Raw genomic sequence first — 24,472 nt, forward strand, 5'->3', positions numbered from 1 at the left:
TTCCAATACGAAAAAGCTCCCGAGGCCAGTCGATGAACCCTTCTACCTTGCCTGCTCCACCGCTTGCCGAAGTCTATGACGTTGCCGTAATCGGTGGCGGGATCAACGGCGTCGGCATTGCAGCAGACGCAGCCGGTCGCGGTTTGTCGGTATTCCTTTGCGAAAAGGACGACCTGGCCAGCCACACCTCCTCCGCCAGCAGCAAACTGATCCACGGCGGCCTGCGCTACCTCGAACATTACGAATTCCGCCTGGTACGCGAAGCCCTGGCTGAACGTGAAGTGCTGCTGGCCAAGGCCCCGCACATCGTCAAACAGATGCGCTTCGTCCTGCCACACCGCCCCCACCTGCGCCCGGCGTGGATGATCCGTGCCGGCCTGTTCCTCTATGACCACCTGGGCAAGCGCGAGAAACTCGCCGGCTCCAAGAGCCTCAAGTTCGGCCCTGACAGCCCGCTGAAAAGCGAAATCACCAAAGGCTTCGAATACTCCGACTGCTGGGTCGACGACGCCCGCCTGGTCGTCCTCAACGCCATGGCGGCCCGTGAAAAGGGTGCGCACATCCATACCCAGACCCGCTGCATCAGTGCCCATCGCAGCAATGGCATGTGGGACATGAACATGGAACGCGCCGATGGCAGCCTGTTCTCGATCCGTGCCCGCGCCCTGGTGAACGCCGCCGGCCCGTGGGTCGCCAAGTTCATCAAGGACGACCTGAAGCTGGACTCGCCCTACGGTATCCGCCTGATCCAGGGCAGCCACCTGATCGTGCCGAAGCTGTATGAAGGCGCCCACGCGCACATCCTACAGAACGAAGACCAGCGCATCGTCTTCACCATTCCGTACCTGAACCACCTGACCATCATCGGCACCACCGACCGCGAATACACCGGCGACCCGGCGAAAGTGGCGATCACCGAAGGTGAAACCGACTACATGCTCAAGGTGGTCAACGCGCACTTCAAGAAACAGCTGAGCCGCGACGACATCGTCCACACCTACTCGGGTGTGCGCCCACTGTGCAACGACGAGTCGGACAACCCGTCGGCCATCACCCGTGACTACACCCTGTCGCTGTCCGGTGGTACGGGCGAGGCGCCGATCCTGTCGGTGTTCGGCGGCAAGCTGACCACCTACCGCAAGCTCGCCGAATCGGCAATGGCGCAACTGGCCCCGTACTTCACGCAGATGCGTCCCAGCTGGACCGCCACCGCCAGCCTGCCCGGCGGCGAGGACATGACCACCCCAGAAGCCCTGGCCGAGGCCATTGGCAGCAAGTTCGACTGGTTGCCGAGCGAGATCGCGCGCCGCTGGTCCACCACCTATGGCAGCCGCACCTGGCGCCTGCTCGAAGGCGTGCAGTCGCTGGCTGACCTGGGTGAACATTTGGGCGGCGGCCTCTACACCCGCGAGGTCGATTACCTGTGTGCCGAGGAATGGGTAACCCAGCCCCAGGACGTGCTATGGCGCCGGACCAAACTCGGCCTGTTCACCACCCCACAGGAACAGGATAACGTGCAACGCTACCTGTCCAAGGTTGAGCAGACCCGCAGCAAGATCGAAGCGGCCTGACAGGCCCATCGCACAAAAGCCCCTGCGCCGTAAGGCCCAGGGGCTTTTTTATACCGCCTGGCATTCGGTTTTCCGAACGCCACAGGCAAGCCTATTCGGTTTACCGGATCAAACGGTTACATATTTGTCGTCATACAAAATTAATCATCATATAAATCAACTTGTTAAGCTTTTATTTTCGGTCTGGCACGACTCATGCTCTACACTCCCAGACGATTGCCTGGGACGCTTCAGGAGCCGTCACGGGCATTCGCTGTACAAGAGAGCCGTCTAGCCGGCTTCATAAAAAAAACAAATGTCGAGGAAGTATTGATGCGCATCGTTCCCCATATCCTGGGCGCAGCTATCGCTGCTGCTCTGATCAGCACTCCAGTCTTTGCCGCCGAACTCACCGGCACACTGAAGAAAATCAACGACTCCGGCACCATCACCCTCGGGCACCGCGACAGTTCCATTCCGTTTTCCTACATTGCGGATGGTTCGGGCAAACCTGTGGGCTACTCCCACGACATTCAGCTGGCCATCGTCGAAGCCCTGAAAAAAGACCTGAACAAACCCGATCTGCAGGCCAAGTACAACCTGGTCACCTCGCAGACCCGTATTCCGCTGGTTCAGAACGGCACCGTCGACATCGAGTGCGGTTCCACCACCAACAACGCCGAACGCGCCCAGCAAGTCGCCTTCACCACCAACATCTTCGAAATCGGCACTCGCCTGCTGGTCAAGAAAGACAAGGAAGGCAAGCCTAGCTACGCCGACTTCGCCGACCTGAAAGGCAAGAACGTCGTGACCACCGCCGGCACCACGTCCGAGCGCATCATCAAGGCGATGAACGCTGACAAGCAGATGGGCATGAACGTCATCTCCGCCAAAGACCATGGCGAGTCCTTCCAGATGCTGGAAAGCGGCCGTGCCGTAGCCTTCATGATGGACGACGCCCTGCTGGCCGGTGAAGAAGCCAAGGCCAAGAAGCCGGATGACTGGGTCATCACCGGTACTCCACAGTCCTTCGAAGCCTACGCGTGCATGGTTCGCAAAGAAGATCCTGCCTTCAAGAAAGCGGTGGATGACGCCATCGTTGGCCTGTACAAGTCCGGCGAAATCAACAAGATCTACGCCAAGTGGTTCGAAAGCCCGATCCCACCAAAAAACCTGAACCTGAACTTCCCAATGAGCGACAAGGTTAAGGAACTGATCAAGAACCCGACCGACAAGCCGGCGCCTGAAGTAAAAATCTGATTCCTGACTAACCTTATCGCCTGAGGGAGCCAACCCTCCCTCAGGCGTCTGTTACTACCTGCTGGCTATACTTTGGAACACTCGACCGGGCGGTTTTCGAGCCGATCGCGTGTGCCTGGCGTTCATCGCCAGGCGGGAATGGACTTTCCCCAAGCGGGTGCTTGTACATCGATCGATCTCGAGGGGAGACCCTAATGAATTACAACTGGGACTGGGGCGTGTTCTTCAAGTCCACCGGCGTGGGCAGCGAGACTTATCTCGACTGGTACATCGCCGGCCTGGGCTGGACCATCGCCATCGCTGTCGTGGCATGGATTATCGCCTTGCTGCTGGGCTCCATTCTGGGGGTCATGCGCACTGTGCCAAACCGCCTCGTATCGGGCATCGCGACCTGCTACGTGGAACTGTTTCGTAACGTGCCGCTGCTGGTGCAGCTGTTCATCTGGTACTTCCTGATACCCGACCTGCTGCCGCAGAACCTGCAGGACTGGTACAAACAGGACCTCAACCCGACCACCTCGGCCTACCTGAGCGTTGTCGTGTGCCTGGGCCTGTTCACCGCTGCCCGTGTGTGCGAGCAAGTGCGTACCGGTATCCAGGCGCTGCCACGGGGCCAAGAGGCCGCTGCACGTGCCATGGGCTTCAAGTTGCCGCAGATCTACTGGAACGTGCTGCTGCCCCAGGCCTACCGGATCATCATTCCGCCGCTTACCTCGGAATTCCTCAACGTCTTCAAGAACTCCTCCGTGGCGTCCTTGATCGGCCTGATGGAACTGCTGGCGCAAACCAAACAGACCGCCGAGTTCTCGGCCAACCTGTTTGAAGCCTTCACCCTGGCCACGCTGATCTACTTCACCCTGAACATGAGCCTGATGCTGCTGATGCGCGTGGTCGAGAAGAAAGTCGCAGTGCCCGGCCTGATCTCCGTGGGGGGTAAATAATGGAACTCGATTTCAGCGGCATCATCCCCGCCATCCCGGGCCTGTGGAACGGCATGGTCATGACCTTGAAGCTGATGGTCATGGGCGTGATCGGCGGTATCGCGCTGGGGACGATCCTGGCACTGATGCGCCTGTCGTCCAGCAAACTGCTGTCCCGGGTGGCCGGCGCCTATGTGAACTACTTCCGCTCGATCCCGCTGCTGCTGGTGATCACCTGGTTCTACCTGGCGGTGCCGTTCGTGTTGCGCTGGATCACCGGCGAAGACACGCCGATCGGTGCGTTCACCTCCTGCGTCGTGGCGTTCATGATGTTCGAAGCGGCGTACTTCTGTGAGATCGTGCGGGCCGGCGTGCAGTCGATCCCCAAGGGCCAGATGGCGGCGGCACAAGCGATGGGCATGACCTATGGCCAGACCATGCGCCTGATCATCCTGCCCCAGGCGTTCCGCAAGATGACCCCGTTGCTGCTGCAACAGTCGATCATCCTGTTCCAGGACACCTCGCTGGTCTACACCGTGGGCCTGGTGGACTTCCTCAACTCCGCCCGCTCCAACGGCGACATCATCGGGCGCTCCAATGAGTTCCTGATCTTCGCCGGTGTCGTCTACTTCATCATCAGCTTTTCCGCCTCGCTGCTGGTCAAGCGTCTGCAAAAAAGGTTTGCCGTATGATCTCTATCAAGAACATCAACAAGTGGTATGGCGACTTCCAGGTGCTGACCGATTGCAGCACCGAGGTTAAAAAAGGCGAAGTGATCGTGGTGTGCGGGCCATCGGGCTCGGGCAAGTCCACCCTGATCAAGTGCGTCAACGCGCTGGAACCGTTCCAGAAAGGTGACGTGATCGTCGACGGCACCTCCATCGCCGACCCGAAGACCAACCTGCCGAAACTGCGTTCGCGCGTGGGCATGGTGTTCCAGCACTTCGAGCTGTTCCCGCACCTGACCATCACCGAAAACCTGACAATCGCACAGATCAAGGTGCTCGGCCGCAGCAAGGAAGAAGCCACCAAGAAAGGCCTGCAACTGCTTGAGCGCGTCGGCCTGTCGGCGCACGCCCACAAGCACCCGGGCCAGCTTTCCGGTGGCCAGCAGCAACGTGTGGCGATTGCCCGCGCCCTGGCCATGGACCCGATCGTCATGCTGTTCGACGAACCGACCTCGGCCCTCGACCCGGAAATGGTCAACGAAGTACTGGACGTGATGGTGCAACTGGCCCAGGAAGGCATGACCATGATGTGCGTCACCCACGAAATGGGCTTTGCCCGCAAAGTGGCCGACCGCGTGATCTTCATGGACGCCGGCAAGATCATCGAAGACTGCCCGAAGGAAGAGTTCTTCGGCGACATCAGCGCCCGCTCCGAGCGCGCGCAGCACTTCCTTGAGAAAATCCTGCAGCACTAAAAACAGCCTCACTCCCACCCTGTAGGAGCGAGCTTGCTCGCGAAGAACCCAAGAGCACCGCGGACATCCAGGATGCACGCGTCATCGTTGACGTTTTTCGCGAGCAAGCTCGCTCCTACAGTTGGCCGGAGGGCGGTAGCTGACCCAAGGCATCTGTGATGAAATGCGACCCCAACCTCTATCGCGCCGCACCGCCATCACTTGCCGTGAAACCTCGTCTGATTCGCCAACTGTTCCTGCCGCCGTTGATCATCGCTCTGATGATCGGCCTGGGTTATATCGGCTTCTGGATCAGTGAGTACTACGGCATCCGCACCCTCAGCGACAACGGCGAACGCCAGCTGGAGCTGCATGCCCGCACCGTCGAAAGTGAAATCAGCAAATACACCTACCTGCCCAGCCTGCTGGAGCTGGAGTCGAGCGTCTCCAAGCTGCTGGCCGAGCCGAACCAGGAAACCCGCAAAACGGTCAACGACTACCTCGAAGGCCTGAACCGACGCAGTCGCAGTCGGGCCATCTACGTGATGGACACCACCGGCCGTGTGCTGGCCACCAGTAACTGGCGCGATGCCGACAGTTACCAGGGTGAAGACCTGTCCTTTCGTGCCTATTTCCAGAATGCCGTGCGCGGCCAGCCCGGGCGTTTCTACGGCATCGGCAGCACCAACGGCGAACCCGGCTACTACCTGGCCCATGGCCTGGAGGAACACGGCAAGATCATCGGCGTGGCGGTGGTCAAAGTGCGCCTCGAAGCCCTGGAAGAGCGCTGGCAACGCGCGCGCCTCGAAGCCTTTGTGAGCGACGAGAACGGCATCATCATTCTCTCCAGCGACCCGGCTCGACGCCTCAAGGCGGTGCGACCGCTGAGCGACGAGACCAAGGATCGCCTGGCCCACAGCCTGCAATATTACTGGGCCACGCTCAACGAACTGGAACCCCTGGCCCGTGAGCGCTTGAATGAACGCAGCGAGAAGCTGACTTTCCCGGCCAACACTGAAGTGGTCAACGACGAGCACGAAGTCAGCTACCTGGCGCAAACCCGCCCACTCAATGACACACCGTGGAATTTCACCCTGCTCACTCCGCTCAACGACCTGCGTCGCGCGGCGATCAACCAGGGCATCCTGGTGGCTGTCGCGTTTGGCCTCGTCGCGTTTTTGCTGATTGCCTGGAACGAGCGGCGCAAAGTCATCGCCACCCGCCTCGCGGCGCGGGAAGCCTTGCAGGAAGCCAACAGCCAGCTGGAACGGCGGATCGCCGAACGCACCGCCGACCTGCGCGCCAGCAACGAGCGGCTCAAGGGCCAGATCCGCGAACGGCGCCAGGCCGAAGAAACCCTGCGCCGCGCCCAGGATGAACTGGTACAGGCCGGCAAGCTGGCGGCCATCGGCCAGATGTCCACCAGCATCGCCCATGAACTGAACCAGCCGTTGGCCGCGCTGCGCACCTTGTCCGGCAACACCGTGCGCTTCCTCGAACGCGGCGCGCTGGACACCGCCAGCGCCAACCTCAAGACCATCAACGAACTGATCGACCGCATGGGCCGTATCACCGCCAGCCTGCGCTCCTTTGCCCGACGCGGCGATGACCAGGGCGAAGCCAGCCTGGCCAAGGCGGTGGACGCCGCGTTCCAGGTCCTGGGCCCACGCCTGGACAGCCTGCCGCTGAGCCTGCACCGCGACTTTGCCCCGGCCCAATTGCAGATCGACCAGACCCGCCTGGAACAGATCCTGGTCAACCTGATCGGCAACGCCCTCGACGCCATGCAGGCACAACCGGCTCCCGAGTTGTGGCTGGAAGGCAGCGCCGCCGAGGGCAAATACCGCCTGCTGGTGCGCGACAACGGCCACGGCATCGACGCCGAGGCGCGCAAGCATCTGTTCGAACCCTTCTTCACCACCAAACCCGGCGAGCAAGGCCTGGGCCTGGGCCTGACCCTCTCCGCCAGCCTCGCGGCAGCCACCGGCGGCACCCTCGCCGTGGAGCACCCGGCCGGCGGTGGCACTGCCTTTGTCCTGAGCCTGCCGCTGGTGGGCGCTCAACAAGCTGAGTCGACATGAATATTGATCCTCAAGACCTCACCGTGCTGATCGTCGAAGACGACCCCCATGTGCTGCTCGGCTGCCAACAGGCGCTGGCGCTGGAAGATATCCCAAGCGTGGGCGTGGGCAGTGCCGAGGAGGCATTGAAACGTATCGGCGAGAACTTCGCCGGCATTGTGATCAGCGACATTCGCCTGCCGGGCATTGACGGCCTGGAACTGCTCACCCGTCTCAAGGCCCTGGATAAAAGCCTGCCGGTGGTGCTGATCACCGGGCATGGCGACATCTCCATGGCGGTCGGCGCCATGCGCAATGGCGCCTACGACTTCATGGAGAAACCCTTCTCCCCCGAGCGCCTGGTCGACGTCGCCCGCCGCGCCCTGGAACAACGCGGGCTGGCGCGGGAAGTCTGGTCGCTGCGCCGTCAGTTGGCTGAGCGGGATTCGCTGGAAGGCCGCATCATCGGTCGCTCGCCGGCCATGCAGAACCTGCGCGAGCTGATCGCCAACGTCGCCGACACCTCGGCCAACGTGCTGATCGAAGGCGAGACCGGTACCGGCAAGGAGCTGGTCGCGCGTTGCCTGCATGATTTCAGCCGCCGGCATGCCCACCAGTTCGTCGCCCTCAACTGCGGCGGCCTGCCGGAGAACCTGTTCGAAAGCGAGATTTTCGGCCACGAAGCCAACGCCTTTACCGGCGCCGGCAAGCGCCGTATCGGCAAGATCGAACACGCCCATGAAGGCACGCTGTTCCTCGATGAAGTGGAAAGCATGCCGATCAACCTGCAGATCAAATTGCTGCGAGTGCTGCAGGAGCGCACCCTGGAACGCCTGGGCTCGAACCAGAGCGTGGCCGTGGATTGCCGGGTGATCGCCGCCACCAAGTCCGACCTCGACGAACTGAGCCGCGCCAGCCAGTTCCGCAGCGACCTGTACTACCGCCTCAACGTGGTGACCCTGGAACTGCCGCCCCTGCGCGAACGCCGCGAAGACATCCTGCAGCTGTTCGAACACTTCCTGCAGCAGTCGTCGCTGCGTTTTGACCGCACCGCGCCGGAACTGGACAACCAGACCCTCTCCAGCCTGATGAGCCACGACTGGCCCGGTAACGTACGCGAACTGCGCAACGTCGCCGAACGCTTCGCCCTCGGCCTGCCCGCCTTCAAGAAAAGCGGGGCCAGCAGCGGCAGCCAAGGCCTGGCGTTCACCGAAGCGGTGGAAGCCTTTGAACGCAACCTGCTCAGCGATGCCCTGCAACGCAGCGGCGGCAACCTGACCCAGGCCAGCCAGGAACTGGGCATGGCCAAGACCACCTTGTTCGACAAGGTCAAGAAATACGGGTTGAGCCACTGATGGATCTTTTTTTGAAAGCCGCCCTGGGCGCGGCGGTGGTGCTGATCCTGGCGGCGCTGGCCAAGACCAGGAACTACTACATCGCCGGGCTGGTGCCGCTGTTTCCGACCTTTGCGTTGATCGCCCATTACATCGTCGGCAAGGGCCGTTCGCTGGACGATTTGAAGACCACCATCCTGTTCGGGATGTGGTCGATCATTCCCTACTTTGTGTATTTGGCGACGTTGTATGTGATGGTGGACCGCATGCGGCTGGAGGCCTCTTTAGCCGTCGCAGCGGTAGCGTGGCTGATGGCAGCGACGATCCTGGTGAGTATCTGGGTACGCTTCCATACCTGACCCGACTCGGTCAAAAAATGTGGGAGGGGGCTTGCCCTAATGCCAGTCATTTAAGGCTTTTTGTAGGAGCGAGCTTGCTCGCGAAAAACTCACAGGCGCCGCGTTCATTCAGGAAGCACGCGTTATCGTTGACGTTTTTCGCGAGCAAGCTCGCTCCTACAGGAGGCGATGTACGCTTAACTGACTGACATTAGGGCAAGCCCCCTCCCACATTTTAATCAGCGGACTATTTTGTCGACCTGGATGCCCAGTTTCTTCAGGCGATACCAAAAGCTCCTTTCGGAAATCCCGATCTTCGCCGCCGCCGCAGCCTGCACGCCATTGCTCTCCTGCAACGCCGCGAGGATATAGGCCTTCTCCACCTCCGCCAGCGCCGCGTCCAGGTCCTGGGGAATCCCCGGCCCGTCGCTGAGGATCGCGGTCACGCCGCCTTCGCTGGGTTTGGAAGCAAACAGATAGCCCGGCAAATCAATGTCTTCGATCACAGGCGTGGCGGCCACGATGGTCGCGCGCTCCACACAGTTTTGCAGCTCACGGATATTGCCCGGCCAGTGATACGCGGCCATGGCCTGCAACGCTTCAGGGCTGAAGCCGGTAATACGCTTGCCGGCAGTGGCGCTGAGGGTCCGGGCAAAGTGACGGGCCAGGGGCGCGATGTCTTCCACGCGTTCACGCAGGGCCGGCAGCGGGATCGGGAACACATTGAGGCGGTAATACAAGTCTTCGCGAAACTCCTTGTTGGCCACCGCCTCCAGCAGGTTCTTGTTGGTGGCGGCGATCACCCGCACATCCACCTTGCGCTCGCGGGGGTCGCCCACAGGCTCGATCACCCGCTCCTGCAAGGCGCGCAGGATCTTGGCCTGCAATGCCAGAGGCATATCGCCCACTTCATCGAGAAACAGCGTGCCCTTGTCGGCCTGCTGGAAGCGCCCGACCCGGTCAGACACGGCGCCAGTAAACGCGCCCTTGCGATGGCCGAACATTTCGCTTTCCAGCAGCCCTTCGGGGATCGCCGCGCAGTTGACCGCCACAAACGGCTTGTCGGCACGGCTGCCGTGCTTGTGGATGGCGCGGGCGACCATTTCCTTGCCGGTGCCGCTTTCGCCGGTCAGCAGGATGGTGGTGCTGCTGTCGCGTACCGAATCCACCGCCTGCAACACTTTGCGAAACGCCGGGCTGTCGCCCACCAGGCTGTCGAACTGCGCCTGCTCATCCAGCTCGGCGCGCAGGCGCGCGTTGTCGCGCATGATGTCGCGAAACTGCAGGGCCTTGGCCACGGTGATGTCCAGCTCGTCGATATCGAACGGTTTGGCAATGTAGTCGTAGGCACCGTTGCGCATCGACTGCACGGCGTTTTTCACCGTGCTGTAGGCGGTCATCACGATCACCGGCACGTGGGGATAACGCACCTTGATCTCGGCCAACAAGGCCGGCCCGTCCATGCCCGGCATGCGCCAGTCACTGATCACCAGGTCGATGTCTTCCTGTTCCAGCACCTTGAGCGCATGCAGGCCGTTGCCCGCAATGAACACCTGCACGCTGTTCTGGCCCAGGGCCGACGCCAGCAGGTCGCAGAGCTTGGGTTCGTCGTCGACTACCAGAATGTTATGCGTCATGACTGTCCTCGTCGTCTTCGCCTGTCGCTGGAATGTACAGGCTGAAGGTGGCGCCGGCATCGTTTTCGCTGGCGCATTCGATGCTGCCGTCGTGACTTTCCATGATCGAATAGACTTTGGCCAGGCCCAGGCCCGTGCCAGAGGCCTTGGTGGTGACGAATGGCGTAAAGATGCGCTCGATCATCTCCGGCGCGATGCCCTGGCCGGTGTCGGCGATGGTGATGACGGTGTTGTCGCCCTCGCTGCGAATCCCCAGGGTCAGGCGCCCGCCTTCAGGCATGGCATCGATGGCGTTGAGAATCAGGTTGAGGCAGGCCTGCTTGAGTTGCTTGGCGTCGGCGTAGATCGTCGCCCCCGGCGCCTGGTCGTCGATCTGCGCGTCGATGTTATGGCTGGCCAGTTCCGGCGCACAGAAGCCCAGGATCTCCTCCACCAATGGACGGGCCGGCTGCAGCACGCGCAACGGTGGGTTGGGTTTGGCAAAATCGAGGAACTCGGTGATCAAGTCGTTGATGCGGCTGACTTCGCTGATCACATATTCCAGGTGGCGCTTGTCGGCGTCCGGCAGATCAACGCGGCGGTGCAACAACTGGGTCGCCGTCTTGATGATGCCCAACGGGTTACGGATCTCGTGGGCCAGGCCCATGGCAACTTCACCCAGGGCATGCAGGCGATCACGCCGGCGCAGTTGGGCCTCGAGGTGATGCAGCTCGCCCAGGCGCTCGGTCATATGGTTGAAGGTGCTGCTCAATTGCGCCAGTTCGTCGCCACCACTGACCAGCACGCGGTGCGCGTAGTTGCCTGAGATCACCGCGCTCACGCCTTCGGACAAGTCCCGCAACGGCTTGGTCAGGCGCCGTGACACCAGCACCCCGGCCGCGAGGGACAATGCCGAACTGAGCAGGAAAATCAGCACGAACAGGTTGCTCTGGTTCACCAGCCCCACCAGGCTGGTATGGCGCAACAGTCCGCTGAAAATCACGCCTTGGAGGTCACCGGCGTCGTTGAAAATCGGCCAGTACAACCCGCTGTAGCTGTTGGTGAACTGCTCGCTGGGCTGCTTGGTACTGCGCATCGCGGTCTCGACACTTTTCGGGATACGCGCCGGGTGATCCACGAAGCGCTGGGTCGAAAATATCTCCGAGAACCCCTCGGGGTTGGCCAGGTACAGGCGCAGGTCGAGGGAATGCACATCGGCCACGCTGGTGAGAAAGCTGCTGTCCAGGTAGGTCGCCACCAACAGGCGGTAGTCGACGCCGTCCTGGCTGGTTTCGAAGGTCGAGACCACAATCCCGGTACTCACCCCCGCCACTTGCACGGTCTGCAGCACCGCGTTGCTGGTCAGGCTGATCTGTTTGACGATGTCATCGGAGGCGGTGCTGAACACCACCTTTTGATCGCTGGTGCGGATCAGCGCCACCACGTCGATGTCGGTGGCATCGGCGATGTCCGCGGTCAGCCGGTCATGCTTGGCCGCCTGCCGGCTCGAGGGCGGGCTGGTGTAGCGCAGGAACAGCTTGGCCATGCGCGCGTTGTCGTGAAGGATGTCGCCGATCTCGTCCTTGACGATCTTGGTCGATTCCTGCAGCCAGATACGCACGTTGCTGTCGAAAATCTGCGACAGCGTGGTCGCCGCCAGCTCCGCCGCGATCATGGTGGGAATCACGCTGACCAGCCAGAACGCCAGCACCAGCTTGCGCTGGACGCTCCAGCGCGAAATGGCAAAGGGGCGGGCTTTCTGGCGGGTCTTGGTGATCATCAGGTTTCGCTTATCGCAGCAGCCATGGCAGGGTCGGAACGATCCGGTCGAATAAACAGTTTTACAAGCGTGAGCAGGCCGTTGACCAGCCGGTTGCGGTGGCGGAAAAACACGCTGTTGCCCTGGAACTCGCAGCCCAGGCGCAGCTTACTGGCATACCCGGCCTGGCCGCACTCATACACCGCAATATTGTGTTGAATACAGTAGTCGACGTTGGTCAGCCAGCTGCGGAAGTACAGGTTGTAGTCACGGCTGAACGCAACGTCATGGGCGAAAAACTTGTCCACCAACCGGTGCTCGTCCAGCAGCAGCAGGTTGAACGCCACCAACTGCTCGTCGACCCAGTAAAGAACACAGACGGCGCGATCGCCAAGGCGTTCCAGCACGCCGGTGAAATAGCCGGCAGGCAGGTGTTCGAACTGCAACTCGGCGCGCTTCAATGTGGCTTCGTACAGGCCCATGACCTCGGGCAGCACGTCGTCGATATTGCCGCGCCATTCCACCCGTGGTCCAGGTGCACGCAGCTTGCGGCGCAAGTCCTTGCGGGTGGATTTGCCCAGCGAACCGAGGTAGGCGTCCACCGAACCGTACGGCAGCGGCAACACCCCGGTGGGCAAGCCCGGCATGCTTTGAAAACCCGCCACCCGGCAACTGTCGAGCCAATGGGGATCCTGGCTGGGTGCATCCTTGACCGCCAGCAGGCCGATACCGAAATCATCGGCATCCTGGCGCGCGGCTTCCAGCAAGTGTTTGAGCAACAACGGGCGACGCGACTCGGGCACGCCACTGGCCACCCCGGCGTCGCAACGCTCGGCTACCGGGGAGCCAATGGCATACAGGCCCAATTGCAAAACACCCGGCCACAGCCGCTCCACACGTTCGGCCAAACGCTTGCCGGCGCCCGACACCGTGGTGTCGAGGCGATAATGGGTGATGAAGGCGGCGGCCACGGCCACCAGCGTTCCATTGTCGTAAACCGCCAGGTAGCGCCATTGGAAGTCATCGATGGCGGCGTTTTCCACGGCGACGTAATAGTCCCAGTCTTCCAGGGCACCGGGAAAACAGTCGTTCCAGGCGCTACGCTGGAGGGCCCGGATGGTCGGGAAGGCTTGGGTGGTGATCACATCGTTTCCCTTGTTATGGCTGACAAGCCCGCTCACCACAAAGTAAGCCGGCGTCCACAAACGCGGTGTGCCGCTCGACAAAGTCGGCACTCAACTCGATCACCCGGCGGTATTGCAGGTCGACGGTGATCATGTGGTAGCAGTTGTCCAGCAGGATCTTGGTCACCGGGCCGCCCAGGTGACGCTCCACGTAATCGGCGTTCCAGCGGCTGGTGATGTCGTCTTCGAGGGAGTGCAGCACCAGGGCCGGCACCTTGACCTTGGGCATGCATTTCCTGACCACGGCATTCATGCGGTGCAACTCGCGCACCGTGATGCCTTCCATGGTCAGCAAACCGGCTTCGCTGCTCTGCCCTTCCTTCATCTGCCGCTCGACGATTGCCCGCAGGCGTTCGTTCTTGATGCCGTAGGGCGGCTTCTCTTCGAAGCGGCAGATGTGCACGCCGAACGGAATCTTCATCAGCAACGGCGTGAGGAACGCCAGCTTGTTGATGCTCCAGCCGTCGTACTTGAGGGTGGTGGAATACATCAACAGCCCGGCAACTTGCCCAGGGTGCTCGGCAGCCACGTACATCGACATCACCGCACCCATCGACAAGCCACCGACAAACACCTGCTCGTGGCGTTGCCTGACCTGCACGAAGGTCTTGCGCACGCCCTCGTACCAGTCCAGCCAGCCGGTGGCCTGCAGGTCGCTGTTGTCACCGCAGTGCCCGGCCAGGGTGGGCACGTACACCGTGCAGTTACCCGCCTTGACCAGGCCCTTGGCGACCTGGCGCAACTCCGTCGGGGTGCCGGTCAGGCCGTGGATCAACAGGATCCCGACCGGACCTTCACCGAGAACGAAACCGGCACTGCCTTCACCGAGGTCGATCCCGGCGGCGCTCACCGTTGGGTCGCCCGTACCAGCAGTTGCTCGAGCAGCTTCAGGCCCAGTTCGATTTCCGGGTAGCTGATTTCCAGGGACGGTGCCAGGGTGATCACGTTTTTGTAGTAGCCGCCCACGTCGAGGATCAGGCCGAGTTTGCGGCCATCGACGACCATGTCGCCTTTCATGCCTTCTTCGACCATGTAGTCCAGGGTCGCCTTGTCCGGCGTGAAGCCGTCCGGGCCGCAGATTTCGCAGCGCAGGGCCAGGCCCAGGCCGTCGACGTCGCCGATGATCGGGAACCGTCTCTGCAGGTCCTGCAGGCCTTCGAGGAAGAATTTGCCCTTGGCCATGACCATCGCGCCGTAGTCGACTTCGTTGGTCATCTTGAACATTTCCAGGCCCACCGCCGTGCCCAATGGGTTGGAGGCGAAAGTGGAGTGGGTCGAACCTGGCGGGAAGATCTTCGGGTTGATCAACTCTTCACGGGCCCAGATGCCGCCCAGTGGGTTGAGGCCGTTGGTCAGCGCCTTGCCGAACACGATCACGTCCGGTTGTACGTCGAAGTGCTCGATGGACCAGAGTTTGCCGGTGCGGTAGAAGCCCATCTGGATTTCGTCGGACACCATCAGGATGCCGTGCTGATCCAACACATGCTTGAGTTCGCGATAGAAGTTCATCGGCGGGATCACGTAGCCGCCGGTGCCCTGGATCGGCTCGACATAGAACGCGGCGTATTCGCTCTGGCCGACTTTCGGGTCCCACACACCGTTGTATTCGGTCTCGAACAGGCGCGCGAATTGCTGCACGCAATGGCTGCCGTACTCTTCCTTGGTCATGCCCTTGGGGCCACGGAAGTGGTACGGGAACGGGATGAACTGCGCACGCTCGCCGAAGTGGCCGTAGCGGCGACGGTAGCGGTAGCTGGAAGTGATCGACGAGGCGCCGAGGGTCCGGCCGTGATAGCCGCCTTCGAAGGCGAACATCAGGCTTTTGCCGTTGGTGGCGTTACGCACCACCTTCAGGGAGTCTTCGATCGACTGCGAACCGCCGACGTTGAAGTGTACGCGACCGTCGAGGCCGAATTTCTTCTTGGCGTCCACCGCGATCATTTCCGACAGCTCGATCTTGCCTTTGTGCAGGTACTGGCTGGCGATTTGCGGCAGGGTGTCGATCTGCTGTTTCAACGCATTGTTCAGGCGCGGGTTGGCGTAGCCGAAGTTGACGGCCGAGTACCACATTTGCAGGTCGAGGTAGGCCTGATCTTCGGTGTCCCACACGTAGGAGCCTTCGCAACGGCTGAAAATACGCGGTGGCTCGATGTAGTGAACGGTGTCGCCGTAGGAGCAATACTTGGCTTCTTTATCCAGGAGGATCTGGTCTTCGGCGGTAGCGATGCGGATATCAGACATGGTGGAAGAGTTCCTGATTGTCAGAAGAGGTATTGAAGGTGGTGGCGTTGGCGGCGATGCCCTGAGGCAGGCGGGCCAGCAACGCAGGCACTTCGGCGAAGGTGTCGAAGCGCGCGTGAGGGATGTTGTTGGCTGCGCAGTACTGGGCGAGGCTGTCTCTGGCGAACACGAAGTCGGCGGTGGAGGCCACGCACATGTCCGACTTGCCGTCGCCGATCACCAGCACGCGCTTGTTGCGCGGGGTGGATTTGCACTTGCAGTTGCCGGACGCGGCGCGGCAGGCATCGCTGGCATACGGGAAATCGATGCGCCAGCTGTTCTGGTCGACCTGGCGCAGGCGGTTGGCGAGGATCGGCAGCAAGGTCACGTAGTTGCGCGACAGGATCCGCGCAATCCCCTGTTCGATACCGTCGCTGACCACTTCGAGAGAAGCGCCCAGGCCGAGCACGTGATCGACGAAGTCGGGGAAATCCGGGTCGATCTCGACACTGTCGAAATACGCCAGCAGTTCACTTGGGGTGGCCTTGATCAGCGCCAGTTGACGGCTCAGGCATTCGCGGGAACCGATATGCCCATCCAGCCATTCCTGTTCGATGGTTTCCCACTCGGGGCCGGCGAAGCGTTGGAGGACGTTGTCGATGACATCGGTGGGGGTAATGGTCCCGTCGAAGTCACACACGATATGCCAGTGGATCATCTGCGTTTACCTTGAGGAGCGCGCTGTGTGCGCTTGCCCAAGGGGTAGAGCAGGGAGTGTGCCAACTGGCTGAAGCCCAGCCGGGCTGGGGGTTCTGGCGTTAGCGGTGGAGATATGTGTCGTGCAAGCTACAATTTTTGTAGCTCGCTACAAACAAGATGAGTGCTTGCGCAAGGGATGCCCTTCGCGCGTTCATGCGCGCATGTCCAGATAAGGAACCTGCTCCATGCTCAAACTCACTTGCGCTGTATTCGCCGGTTTACTGGGGCTGTGGGGCATTGCCGACACCGCCCTGGCAGCCCCGGTCACCGGTGAAGCCGGCGCGGGCCTCAGTTATCAACCCCACGACCCCACCGGCAGCCGCTACGAAACCCGCCCCGTGCCCTACCTGGACCTGGACTGGGGCAACGTCAGCCTGAGCACCGATGACGGCCTGACCTGGAGCGCCCTGAACACCAACGGTTTTACCGCCGGCCCCTATATCAACTACCTGCAGGGGCGTACCTCCAACGGTGAGCTGCAAGGCCTGCGCAATGTGTCGGACATGGCGGAAGTGGGCGGCTTCATCCAATACGCGCCGGCCGACTTCTGGCGCGTGTACGCCCGGATGGGCCAGGCCGTGGGCGGCGGGCACTCGCAGAGCGGCGCGCTGGGCAAGGTCGGCGGCGAGCTGGGCTACCCCCTGGGTGGCGGGGTGATCGGCAGCAGCGGCCTGGCGGCGAATTTCGCCGATGCGCGCCAGACCCAGACTTATTTCGGGGTGGACGCCAATGAATCCGCGGCCTCTGGTATTCGTCCGTATAACGCCAACGGCGGCTTCCAGAACCTCACGTTGACCCAGAGTTTCGAATTCCCCCTGGCCTCCAATTGGTCACTGCTGACCAGCGCCAGCTGGGTGCACCTGGTGGGTTCGGCGGCCAACAGCAGCATCGTCAAGGAGACCGGCGACGTGAACCAGGGCCAGGTACAAACGGCGATCAGCTACAAGTTTGATTGATCACTTCGAACAAAATATGGGAGGGGCAAGCCCACTCCCCATGAATTCGTGTTTCAGTTTTCCTCGCCTTCGGCCAGCAGCGCGATTCCGCCGATAATCACCGCCACCCCCACCCAATGCAGCGGGCTGATATGTTCCCCCAGCCCCAGCCACGAACCCAGCAACACCACCACAAACACCAGCGAACTGAGCGGAAACGCCAGGGACAGGCTGCTGCGCCGCAGGATCAGCATCCACACGAAAAACGCGCCGATGTAACTGGCGATCGCCGCCAGGATCCCCGGGTTACGCGCCACCTCGGACAACCACTGCCAGTTGAAATCCATCTGCCCCAGTTGGTCCCCTGCAACTTTGGTAAACAGCTGCCCGGCACTCTCGGTGCAGATCAGCAAGGCCCACAGCACCACCGTGCCCAGGCGCCCATGCAACCAACCGGTATGCATCGTTTGCGTACTCATGCCTGACTCCCAGCAATCGCTACCAGCATCACACCCAAGGTAATCACCAGCGTGCCCAGCCAACGACGTCGGCTGACGGTTTCGCCCAGTACCACCTTGCCCGCCAGCACCACCCCGCAATAAGCCAGGGCCGCCGCCGGGAATAACAGGCTCAACGGCGCACGAGACAGCGCTTCGAGCCACACGAAAAACTCGATCACATAGGCGGCGATCCCCGCCCACAGCAACGGCGCATTGAACACCTGGCCCCAGAACGCATTCAGGCGAAAGCCGCCCTCCAACTCCGGCAAGCGGTCCAGGCCGAGCTTGAAACACAGTTGGCCGATCACATCGAGCACGATGGAAAACGCCACGAGTAACACCACGGTCAGGCTCACGGGAACAGCTCCTCAAACAGGTCGATCAGGGCTTCATTGGTGGCGGCGTTGCGCTGCAGATCCTCCGGGCTCCAGCGCTCCGCGGGCGGCTGGTCGGACTTGGCTTCCCAACGCTTGAACGCGTTGCTGAACGCCGGCGTGGCGAACTCGCCGCACACGTCGATGCCGATGATGCGCTTGCGCGCCGCCAGCGCCCGCAGGGCTTGCAGCAGGTGGGTCAGGCGCATGCCGCCCTGGTCCCAGTTGGTGGCGGCGTCTTCACTGGCGAGCACGTCTTTGTCGATGGTGATCCAGATCGCTTCGGTGGGCAGGCTGCCGATCATCTGCTCGAGAAACGCCGGCCAGTCCAGCTCCGCCAGGTTGCGCCAGTGCAGGTGGTTTTCCTGCTGCTGATGGCCGGCGCCATCGCCGACCCGGCCCCAGACTTTCGACGGCGGGTGCTGCCAGGGGAACAGTTGCAGGCGCCCGCGCTTGAGGGCACCGAGGTTGCCGCCACGCAGTTGCGGGTTATGCAGGTCATCGCTGCAGGGGCCGAGGGTGACGATGCGTTTGATCGCCGGCATGTTCAATGCGCGGTTGACCCACGAGCCACAGTGGCGCCTGGGCGCAAAGCGCACCCAGTCGGGGTGGTTGTCGAAGTGGATCAGGCTGATGGGTTCTTTCAGGTCGGCCAGAAACGCCGGCGTCAGGTGGTGATAATCGCCGGAACCGACGAACAGGATTTCCGGACGCGCATCCGTGGGCCGGGGCCGCCGGGCCAGGCGTTCGGCGAAGCGCTTCCAGGTTTTTTCGGTGGACCACAGGCGCAGCTTCGGGCCCAGGTCCAGCAGGTCGATACGCGTGGCACGGCCACTGGCCAGACGCCGGGCAATCGGTGCCTGACCGGTGAGGCTGTGGTCGAGGTCGAGAATGTTCAAGGTCATGTTTCCCCTATGGCTTTAGGGGGTCGATGCAAGGGGCGGGCCAGCGCTTACCTCAAGGACAGTGAGAAACAAATGTGGGAGGGGGCAAGCCCCCTCCCACATCTGGATCAGTGTTCGATTTTAGTTTTTAGCTTCGTTGATGATCTGGCGAATCGCGCCCACAAAGGCTTCCGCCGGCTGGCCACCGCTGACGGCGTACTGGTCGTTGAACACGATGGTCGGCACTGACGTCACCCCACGGGAGGTCCACAATTGCTCTTGCTCGCGGACTTCGGCGGCGTATTCATCGCTGGCGAGAATCTCGGCGGCGCGCTGGATATCCAGGCCGACGCTTTCGGCGATGATCGCCAGGGTGGCGTGATCGGAAGGGTCCTGGCCATCGCTGAAGTAGGCCTTGAACAACGCCTCCTTGAGGTTGTACTGCAAGCCCTCGAGCCCGGCCCAATGCAGCAGGCGGTGTGCGTCGAAGGTGTTGTAGATACGGCTCTGGCCGTCGGTGCGGAAGGCAAAGCCCAGCTCGGCGCCCATGTCGCGGATACGCGCACGGTTGGCCTGGGACTCTTCGGCGCTGGAGCCGTATTTCTCGGTGATGTGTTCGACGATATTTTGCCCTTCGGCGGGCATGTTCGGGTTCAGTTCGAACGGCTGGAAATGGATCTCGGCCTGCACCTCGGTGCCAAGCTGGTCGAGGGCTTCGGTCAGGCCGCGCAGGCCGATGATGCACCAGGGGCAGGACACGTCGCTGACGAAATCGATTTTCAGGGGAGTACTCATGACAGGCAACCTCGCAGGCTTCAATACGCCGTAAAGGGTGCACGATACACCAATGTCACAGCAGCTTCGAAGGCGCGACCGGGTCAATCTGCGCCCAATGTGCGGCATCTTCACGATGAGCCTGCAGGTACGGCAACACCGCCGTCAGCAGCGGCGCCTTGAACGCTTCCTGGAAACGATGGGCCATGCCGGGAATCAACTTCAACTGGCTGCCCTGGATATGCGCCGCCAGGTGCACGCCGTGCATCACCGGCAGCAACGGGTCGGCGGTGCCGTGGACCACCAGTGTCGGCACGCGCAGCTGGTTGAGCAGCGGCACACGGCTGGGTTCGGCGAGGATCGCCATGATCTGGCGCTTCACGCCGTCCGGGTTGAAGGCGCGGTCATAGGACAGCGCCGCCTGGTGCAGCAGCACCTGGCGATCGTCCTTCACAGTCGGGCTGCCCAGCGCCGCGAGCAAATCGGCCTGCTGCTCCAGCGCCACTTCACGATTCGGCGCACTGCGTCGCGACAATAATTGCACCAGCGCCGCATTCGGGGCCGGCAAGCCTTCGGCGCCGGAGCTGGTCATGACCAGGGTCAGGCTTTCCACGCGCTGGGGCGCCATCGCCGCCAGGTGCTGGGCGATCATGCCGCCCATGCTTGCGCCCAGTACGTGGAATTGCTGGACCTGCAAGGCGTCCATCAGGCCCAGGGCGTCATCGGCCATATCCGTCAGCGTGTACGGCGCCGATACCGGCAGGCCGAGCTTGTAGCGCAGCACTTCAAAGGTCAGGTTGGCGTTCGCCGGCGCCTGGCGCCAGGTGGAGAGGCCGACATCGCGGTTGTCGTAGCGGATCACCCGGAAACCCTGCTGACACAGGGCAACGACGACTTCGTCGGGCCAGTGAATCAGTTGCCCGCCCAAGCCCATCACCAGCAGCAAGGCCGGGTCGGACGCACGGCCGATACTCTGGTAGGCGATGCTCACCTGGGCCAGGTCGACCGTTTGGGTCGGGACATTGACATCACATCGAGACGCCGCAAAAGACGGCAGGCCGAACAGTAGAGCGGCCAGTAAAAACAACACGCGCATGAAAAACACCGAAACGCAGAACCCCAGTAGAGCGCGAGTCTGATGAAGTTTGTTCAAGGGCGCTGCCACAGTTCCATGACAGTTTGATGAAGAGTGCCCGGCGGTCATGGTCGACATGGATTGCAACATGAGACAAACTCACGCTATTCCGTTTCGTCACAAATTGTCTTCATGGAGAGCCCGTGCTCGAGATCCGTCACCTCAAGACCCTGCACGCCCTGCGCGAAGCCGACAGCCTGGTGGAGGCCGCCGAGCGTCTGCACCTGACGCAGTCGGCGCTGTCCCACCAGTTCAAGGAGCTGGAAGAGCGCCTGGGCATGCCGCTGTTCGTGCGCAAGACCAAACCCGTGCGCTTCACCAGCGCCGGCCTGCGCCTGCTGCAACTGGCCGACGCCACCCTGCCCCTGCTGCGTGGTGCCGAGCGCGATATTGCACGCCTGGCCGGGGGCACCGCCGGACGCCTGCACATGGCGATCGAGTGCCACAGTTGTTTCCAATGGCTGATGCCGACCATCGACCAATTCCGCGATGCCTGGCCGGAAGTCGAGCTGGACCTGGCCTCGGGCTTTGCGTTCGCGCCACTGCCGGCCCTGGCCCGTGGCGACCTGGACCTGGTGGTGACCTCCGACCCGCTGGAGCTGCCGGGCATCACCTATGTGCCGCTGTTCACCTACGAAGCCATGCTCGCCGTGGCCAACCAGCACGCGCTGGCGAACAAGGCGTACATCGTGCCCGAAGACCTGCTGAGCGAAACCCTGATCACCTACCCGGTGGAGCGTGACCGCCTGGACATCTTCACCCGCTTCCTGGAACCGGCCGATGTGGAACCGGCCCAGGTGCGCACCTCGGAACTGACGGTGATGATGATGCAACTGGTCGCCAGCGGCCGTGGCGTGTGCGGCATGCCCCATTGGGCGCTGCATGAATACAGCTCGCGCGGCTACGTGAAGGCCAAGCGCCTGGGCGAGAAAGGCTTGTTTGCGACGCTGTATGCGGGGATTCGTGCGGACATGCTGGATGCGCCGTATATGCGCGATTTTTTGCTGACGGCAAAAGATACGTCGTTTTCAACGCTGGATGGCGTGAGCGCGGTACGCTGAAACAACACAGTTCCAAATGTGAGAGGGGCAAGCCCCTCCTACATTGGATCTCAGTGAGCCGTGAGTTCGCGCCACATGTAGATTTTGTCGAAGTAGTCCACGCCCACTCGCACCGCCAACGGTTCCAGGCCGTACTGGATAAACCCGCAGCGGCGGTACAGCGCAAACGCTGCATCGTTGCCGGCGGTGACGGTCAGCTGGATCACTTTCAGCCGCGGATGTCGGCGCGCTTCATCCAGCGCTGCCTCGACCAATCGCCGGCCCAAGCCTTTCTGCTGGTAAGCCGCGTTCACGTACATGCCGAACAGGGTCACCTTGTGCCGCGCCTTCTCCCTAGGCTCGAAGGCCAGGCCGACGATGCCGGCCAGTACCCCGTCGACGTACGCGCCGAGCAAACGATCCAGCGGACTCTCCAGGCGCTTTTCCCACCAGCTCAACGGTATCGACGCACGCTCGGCCACACTGGAAGTGAACGCCTGGGGATAGGCGCCGTAAGCTTCCAGCATCAACGCCCGATAAGCCTCGGCATCGTTGGCCCCCAGCGCACGCACGCTCATTCGCGTCAGGCCGGCGTGGTCAGTGACGCGCGGTAAAACGGCAGGATCAGGTCACGGGTCAAGGGCGCCAGCACCAGGCCGCCATCACCGGCCGGGTCGATCCAGCGCACCTCTTCGATTTCAGCGGCCGGGCTGACCGGAGCATCGATCTGCACCTGGAACAATTCAGCGTCCACGGTAAACCCCGGTTCGTTGGCCGCAGGGGCCGAGAAGTGACCCAGGTAGACCGCGTCGCCGGGCTCGATGCGCAGGTTCAGCTCTTCGTACAGCTCGCGGGCCAGGGCCTCGACGGGCTGCTCACCGGCGTCGATCTTGCCACCGGGTTGCATAAAGGCCTGGGTACCGCGCTTGCGCACCAGCAAGGTGTGGCCGTCGCTGCCGATCAGCAGGGCAGCGGCGATACGGATAGTGCTAGGCATGAACTGAAAACCTTGAACTCAAAAAATGAAAATTAATGGAGCACCCCTTCGCTCTCGTCCGGCTCCTTGATGAACACGCTGTACTTGGCGCCTTCCATCGCCTCGAACGCAATCAGCTTGTCCACCAACGGCAGGTTCAGCACCTTGCCGGCGTTAAGCAGCAACATGCCGTTATCGGCGTTGAGGTTACGCGCCAGGACCATGCCGTCTTCCAGCTCACGGGTGGTGAGCACCTTGACGGTCGGATCGCCCAGGGTCACGTCACTGAGAAACGCAGCGCACGCCAGGATGAAGTCCTCGACCAGGTCCGGATCGTAGAGACGCCCGGCATACTTGCGGATATACAACAGCGCTTCATCGCTGTTCAGGTGCCGCTCAAGGATCAGGCCTTTCTGCAACTCGATGAAGTCCACCGCCAGTTTCAGCAGGCGTGAACCGAACGGAATCGCATCGCCCTTGAGGTGGTCGGGAAAACCACTGCCGTCCCAGCGTTCCTGGTGATGACGGATGATCCGCGCCGCATCCTTCATCGGCTCCAGGGTCATCAGCAGCGATTCGCTCTGGGCCGGATAGCCACGGTAGCGCTCGCGATCGGTGCTGTGCAGCTTGTCGGCCGGCTCGATCAACATGCTGTCGCTCCAGCTCAGCTTGCCGATGTTGTACAGCGCGGCGGCCATGGCCATGTCGCGGGCGCTGGCTTCGTCTATGGACTGGGCGGTGCAGTACACTCGCACCAGTTCGATCAGTGCGCGGTTGGTCTGTTTGTTCTTGGGCAGGCGCAGGTTGGCCAGCAACGAAAACACTTCGGTGCCGGTCACGTAGCTGCGCTTGAGCTCGTCGTAGGCCAGGTCGAGCATGTCGGCGGTCTGTTGCAACTCACTGGTGCGTGCTGCCACGCGTTTTTCCAAGGTGGCGTTCAACAGCTTGAGCTGGTCGTTCTGCTGATGGGCCAGGCGCTCCAGCCGCTGAAATTCCAGGGCCTGCTGCAGGATCAGCTTCAGTTCGTCGTCGTTCCAGGGTTTGCCGATATAGCGGTGGATCGCCCCTTCGTTGATCGCCTTGATGATCGTCGGCAGGTCGGCGTAGCCGGTGAGCAGGATGCGACTGGTGGCGGGATAAAGGCGATGAACCTCGGCCAGCAGCTGCGCGCCGTCCATGCCGGGCATGCGCGCATCGCTCATCACCAGGTCGATGGGCTGGGCGGCCATGATCTCCAGGGCCTGGACGCCGCCGCCCGCGAGCACGACATCAAAGGGTTGGCCGCGCAACAGGCGGCGCAAGCTGTTGAGGATCGACTCTTCATCGTCGACCAGCAAAATAGTGGGTTTCGTCGCAAGTTGTTCATCCATGCCTGTTGCGCCTTCACATTGAACTGAATTGAGCTGATTTGAACCCCTGTGCCAAGCCATCTTCCCTCGCTTAAGGCGCGGA

General features: G+C 61.9%; 24 protein-coding genes. 10 read left to right on the top strand and 14 right to left on the bottom strand.

Translation table 11 applies throughout. The annotated features are described in order from the left end of the window. The first annotated feature begins 32 nt into the window (after positions 1 to 32). The 8 genes from glpD to Q8X51_RS03615 all read left to right on the top strand — a co-directional run bounded on the left by glpD (position 33) and on the right by Q8X51_RS03615 (position 8,885). Positions 33 to 1,571, top strand: coding sequence for a glycerol-3-phosphate dehydrogenase (gene glpD, locus Q8X51_RS03580; RefSeq protein WP_027604599.1), 1,539 nt, complete (start codon positions 33 to 35; stop codon positions 1,569 to 1,571). A 312-nt stretch (positions 1,572 to 1,883) separates the two neighbouring features. Beyond that, complete coding sequence (locus Q8X51_RS03585; protein WP_027604600.1) at positions 1,884 to 2,810, top strand: glutamate/aspartate ABC transporter substrate-binding protein; 927 nt, start codon at positions 1,884 to 1,886, stop codon at positions 2,808 to 2,810. 194 nt (positions 2,811 to 3,004) lie between these two features. After that, the gene (locus Q8X51_RS03590; protein WP_024073702.1) at positions 3,005 to 3,751 is read left to right on the top strand and encodes an amino acid ABC transporter permease; all 747 of its coding nucleotides are present in this window, start codon (positions 3,005 to 3,007) and stop codon (positions 3,749 to 3,751) included. Continuing rightward, on the top strand, positions 3,751 to 4,422 hold the full coding sequence (locus Q8X51_RS03595; protein WP_027604601.1) for an amino acid ABC transporter permease: 672 nt from the start codon (positions 3,751 to 3,753) through the stop codon (positions 4,420 to 4,422). The genes Q8X51_RS03590 and Q8X51_RS03595 overlap by 1 nt, the downstream gene beginning before the upstream one ends. Beyond that, positions 4,419 to 5,153: an amino acid ABC transporter ATP-binding protein gene (locus Q8X51_RS03600; RefSeq protein WP_065926530.1), complete on the top strand. Its 735-nt coding sequence runs from the start codon at positions 4,419 to 4,421 to the stop codon at positions 5,151 to 5,153. The genes Q8X51_RS03595 and Q8X51_RS03600 overlap by 4 nt, the downstream gene beginning before the upstream one ends. A gap of 158 nt (positions 5,154 to 5,311) precedes the next feature. Next, positions 5,312 to 7,213: a sensor histidine kinase gene (locus Q8X51_RS03605; protein WP_065926531.1), complete on the top strand. Its 1,902-nt coding sequence runs from the start codon at positions 5,312 to 5,314 to the stop codon at positions 7,211 to 7,213. Further along, positions 7,210 to 8,547, top strand: a complete 1,338-nt coding sequence (locus Q8X51_RS03610; protein ID WP_065926532.1) for a sigma-54-dependent transcriptional regulator — start codon at positions 7,210 to 7,212, stop codon at positions 8,545 to 8,547. The genes Q8X51_RS03605 and Q8X51_RS03610 overlap by 4 nt, the downstream gene beginning before the upstream one ends. After that, positions 8,547 to 8,885 carry a GlpM family protein gene (locus Q8X51_RS03615; protein WP_065926533.1) on the top strand — a complete coding sequence of 113 codons (339 nt, stop codon included), beginning with the start codon at positions 8,547 to 8,549 and terminating at the stop codon, positions 8,883 to 8,885. Before Q8X51_RS03610 ends, Q8X51_RS03615 begins: the two co-directional genes overlap by 1 nt. 218 nt (positions 8,886 to 9,103) lie before the next feature. On the opposite strand, the gene Q8X51_RS03620 is transcribed toward Q8X51_RS03615, so the two are convergent. From Q8X51_RS03620 to Q8X51_RS03645, 6 genes are read right to left on the bottom strand one after another with little or no spacing between them, the layout of a single operon-like run. Further along, positions 9,104 to 10,501 carry a sigma-54-dependent transcriptional regulator gene (locus Q8X51_RS03620; RefSeq protein WP_065926534.1) on the bottom strand — a complete coding sequence of 466 codons (1,398 nt, stop codon included), beginning with the start codon at positions 10,499 to 10,501 and terminating at the stop codon, positions 9,104 to 9,106. Further along, positions 10,491 to 12,260, bottom strand: a complete 1,770-nt coding sequence (locus Q8X51_RS03625; RefSeq protein ID WP_065948873.1) for a sensor histidine kinase — start codon at positions 12,258 to 12,260, stop codon at positions 10,491 to 10,493. The genes Q8X51_RS03620 and Q8X51_RS03625 overlap by 11 nt, the downstream gene beginning before the upstream one ends. Beyond that, on the bottom strand, positions 12,260 to 13,384 hold the full coding sequence (locus Q8X51_RS03630) for a GNAT family N-acetyltransferase (protein WP_065926536.1): 1,125 nt from the start codon (positions 13,382 to 13,384) through the stop codon (positions 12,260 to 12,262). The genes Q8X51_RS03625 and Q8X51_RS03630 overlap by 1 nt, the downstream gene beginning before the upstream one ends. 13 nt (positions 13,385 to 13,397) lie before the next feature. Continuing rightward, positions 13,398 to 14,273 carry an alpha/beta hydrolase gene (locus Q8X51_RS03635; protein WP_407693194.1) on the bottom strand — a complete coding sequence of 292 codons (876 nt, stop codon included), beginning with the start codon at positions 14,271 to 14,273 and terminating at the stop codon, positions 13,398 to 13,400. After that, complete coding sequence (locus Q8X51_RS03640) at positions 14,270 to 15,664, bottom strand: aspartate aminotransferase family protein (protein ID WP_323145826.1); 1,395 nt, start codon at positions 15,662 to 15,664, stop codon at positions 14,270 to 14,272. The genes Q8X51_RS03635 and Q8X51_RS03640 overlap by 4 nt, the downstream gene beginning before the upstream one ends. Further along, positions 15,657 to 16,361 carry an MtnX-like HAD-IB family phosphatase gene (locus Q8X51_RS03645; RefSeq protein WP_407693193.1) on the bottom strand — a complete coding sequence of 235 codons (705 nt, stop codon included), beginning with the start codon at positions 16,359 to 16,361 and terminating at the stop codon, positions 15,657 to 15,659. Before Q8X51_RS03645 ends, Q8X51_RS03640 begins: the two co-directional genes overlap by 8 nt. A gap of 226 nt (positions 16,362 to 16,587) precedes the next feature. Here Q8X51_RS03645 and Q8X51_RS03650 point away from each other — a divergent pair, with 226 nt between their 5' ends. Further along, positions 16,588 to 17,358: a MipA/OmpV family protein gene (locus tag Q8X51_RS03650; protein WP_065926539.1), complete on the top strand. Its 771-nt coding sequence runs from the start codon at positions 16,588 to 16,590 to the stop codon at positions 17,356 to 17,358. A gap of 53 nt (positions 17,359 to 17,411) precedes the next feature. Here Q8X51_RS03650 and Q8X51_RS03655 read toward each other — a convergent pair whose 3' ends face one another. The 5 genes from Q8X51_RS03655 to Q8X51_RS03675 form a co-directional block, all read right to left on the bottom strand. After that, positions 17,412 to 17,816: an EamA family transporter gene (locus Q8X51_RS03655; protein WP_065926540.1), complete on the bottom strand. Its 405-nt coding sequence runs from the start codon at positions 17,814 to 17,816 to the stop codon at positions 17,412 to 17,414. Next, positions 17,813 to 18,193 (bottom strand): transporter, encoded by a 381-nt coding sequence (locus Q8X51_RS03660; protein WP_407693192.1) that lies wholly within the window; start codon positions 18,191 to 18,193, stop codon positions 17,813 to 17,815. Before Q8X51_RS03660 ends, Q8X51_RS03655 begins: the two co-directional genes overlap by 4 nt. Beyond that, a complete protein-coding gene (locus tag Q8X51_RS03665) occupies positions 18,190 to 19,110 on the bottom strand; it encodes an arginase (RefSeq protein WP_065926599.1) in 921 nt (306 codons plus the stop codon). The genes Q8X51_RS03660 and Q8X51_RS03665 overlap by 4 nt, the downstream gene beginning before the upstream one ends. 126 nt (positions 19,111 to 19,236) lie before the next feature. After that, positions 19,237 to 19,890, bottom strand: a complete 654-nt coding sequence (locus Q8X51_RS03670; protein ID WP_065926542.1) for a DsbA family oxidoreductase — start codon at positions 19,888 to 19,890, stop codon at positions 19,237 to 19,239. 55 nt (positions 19,891 to 19,945) lie between these two features. Then, positions 19,946 to 20,965 carry an alpha/beta fold hydrolase gene (locus Q8X51_RS03675; protein WP_065926543.1) on the bottom strand — a complete coding sequence of 340 codons (1,020 nt, stop codon included), beginning with the start codon at positions 20,963 to 20,965 and terminating at the stop codon, positions 19,946 to 19,948. A gap of 182 nt (positions 20,966 to 21,147) precedes the next feature. Between Q8X51_RS03675 and metR the strand changes: the two genes are divergently transcribed. Further along, positions 21,148 to 22,065 carry a transcriptional regulator MetR gene (metR, locus tag Q8X51_RS03680; RefSeq protein ID WP_027604617.1) on the top strand — a complete coding sequence of 306 codons (918 nt, stop codon included), beginning with the start codon at positions 21,148 to 21,150 and terminating at the stop codon, positions 22,063 to 22,065. Positions 22,066 to 22,115: 50 nt separating this feature from the next. Here metR and Q8X51_RS03685 read toward each other — a convergent pair whose 3' ends face one another. Genes Q8X51_RS03685 through Q8X51_RS03695 form a run of 3 tightly spaced genes read right to left on the bottom strand, consistent with a single transcriptional unit; the run spans position 22,116 to position 24,390 of the window. Next, positions 22,116 to 22,622 carry a GNAT family N-acetyltransferase gene (locus Q8X51_RS03685; RefSeq protein WP_065926544.1) on the bottom strand — a complete coding sequence of 169 codons (507 nt, stop codon included), beginning with the start codon at positions 22,620 to 22,622 and terminating at the stop codon, positions 22,116 to 22,118. A 5-nt stretch (positions 22,623 to 22,627) separates the two neighbouring features. Beyond that, positions 22,628 to 23,041: an NUDIX hydrolase gene (locus Q8X51_RS03690; protein ID WP_065926545.1), complete on the bottom strand. Its 414-nt coding sequence runs from the start codon at positions 23,039 to 23,041 to the stop codon at positions 22,628 to 22,630. A 32-nt stretch (positions 23,042 to 23,073) separates the two neighbouring features. Next, positions 23,074 to 24,390, bottom strand: a complete 1,317-nt coding sequence (locus Q8X51_RS03695) for an HD domain-containing phosphohydrolase (protein WP_407693191.1) — start codon at positions 24,388 to 24,390, stop codon at positions 23,074 to 23,076. Positions 24,391 to 24,472 lie beyond the last annotated feature (82 nt).

It is taken from the genome of Pseudomonas sp. Yb2C2, from assembly GCF_052112325.1.
Taxonomy (GTDB): Bacteria; Pseudomonadota; Gammaproteobacteria; order Pseudomonadales; family Pseudomonadaceae; genus Aquipseudomonas; species Aquipseudomonas marginalis.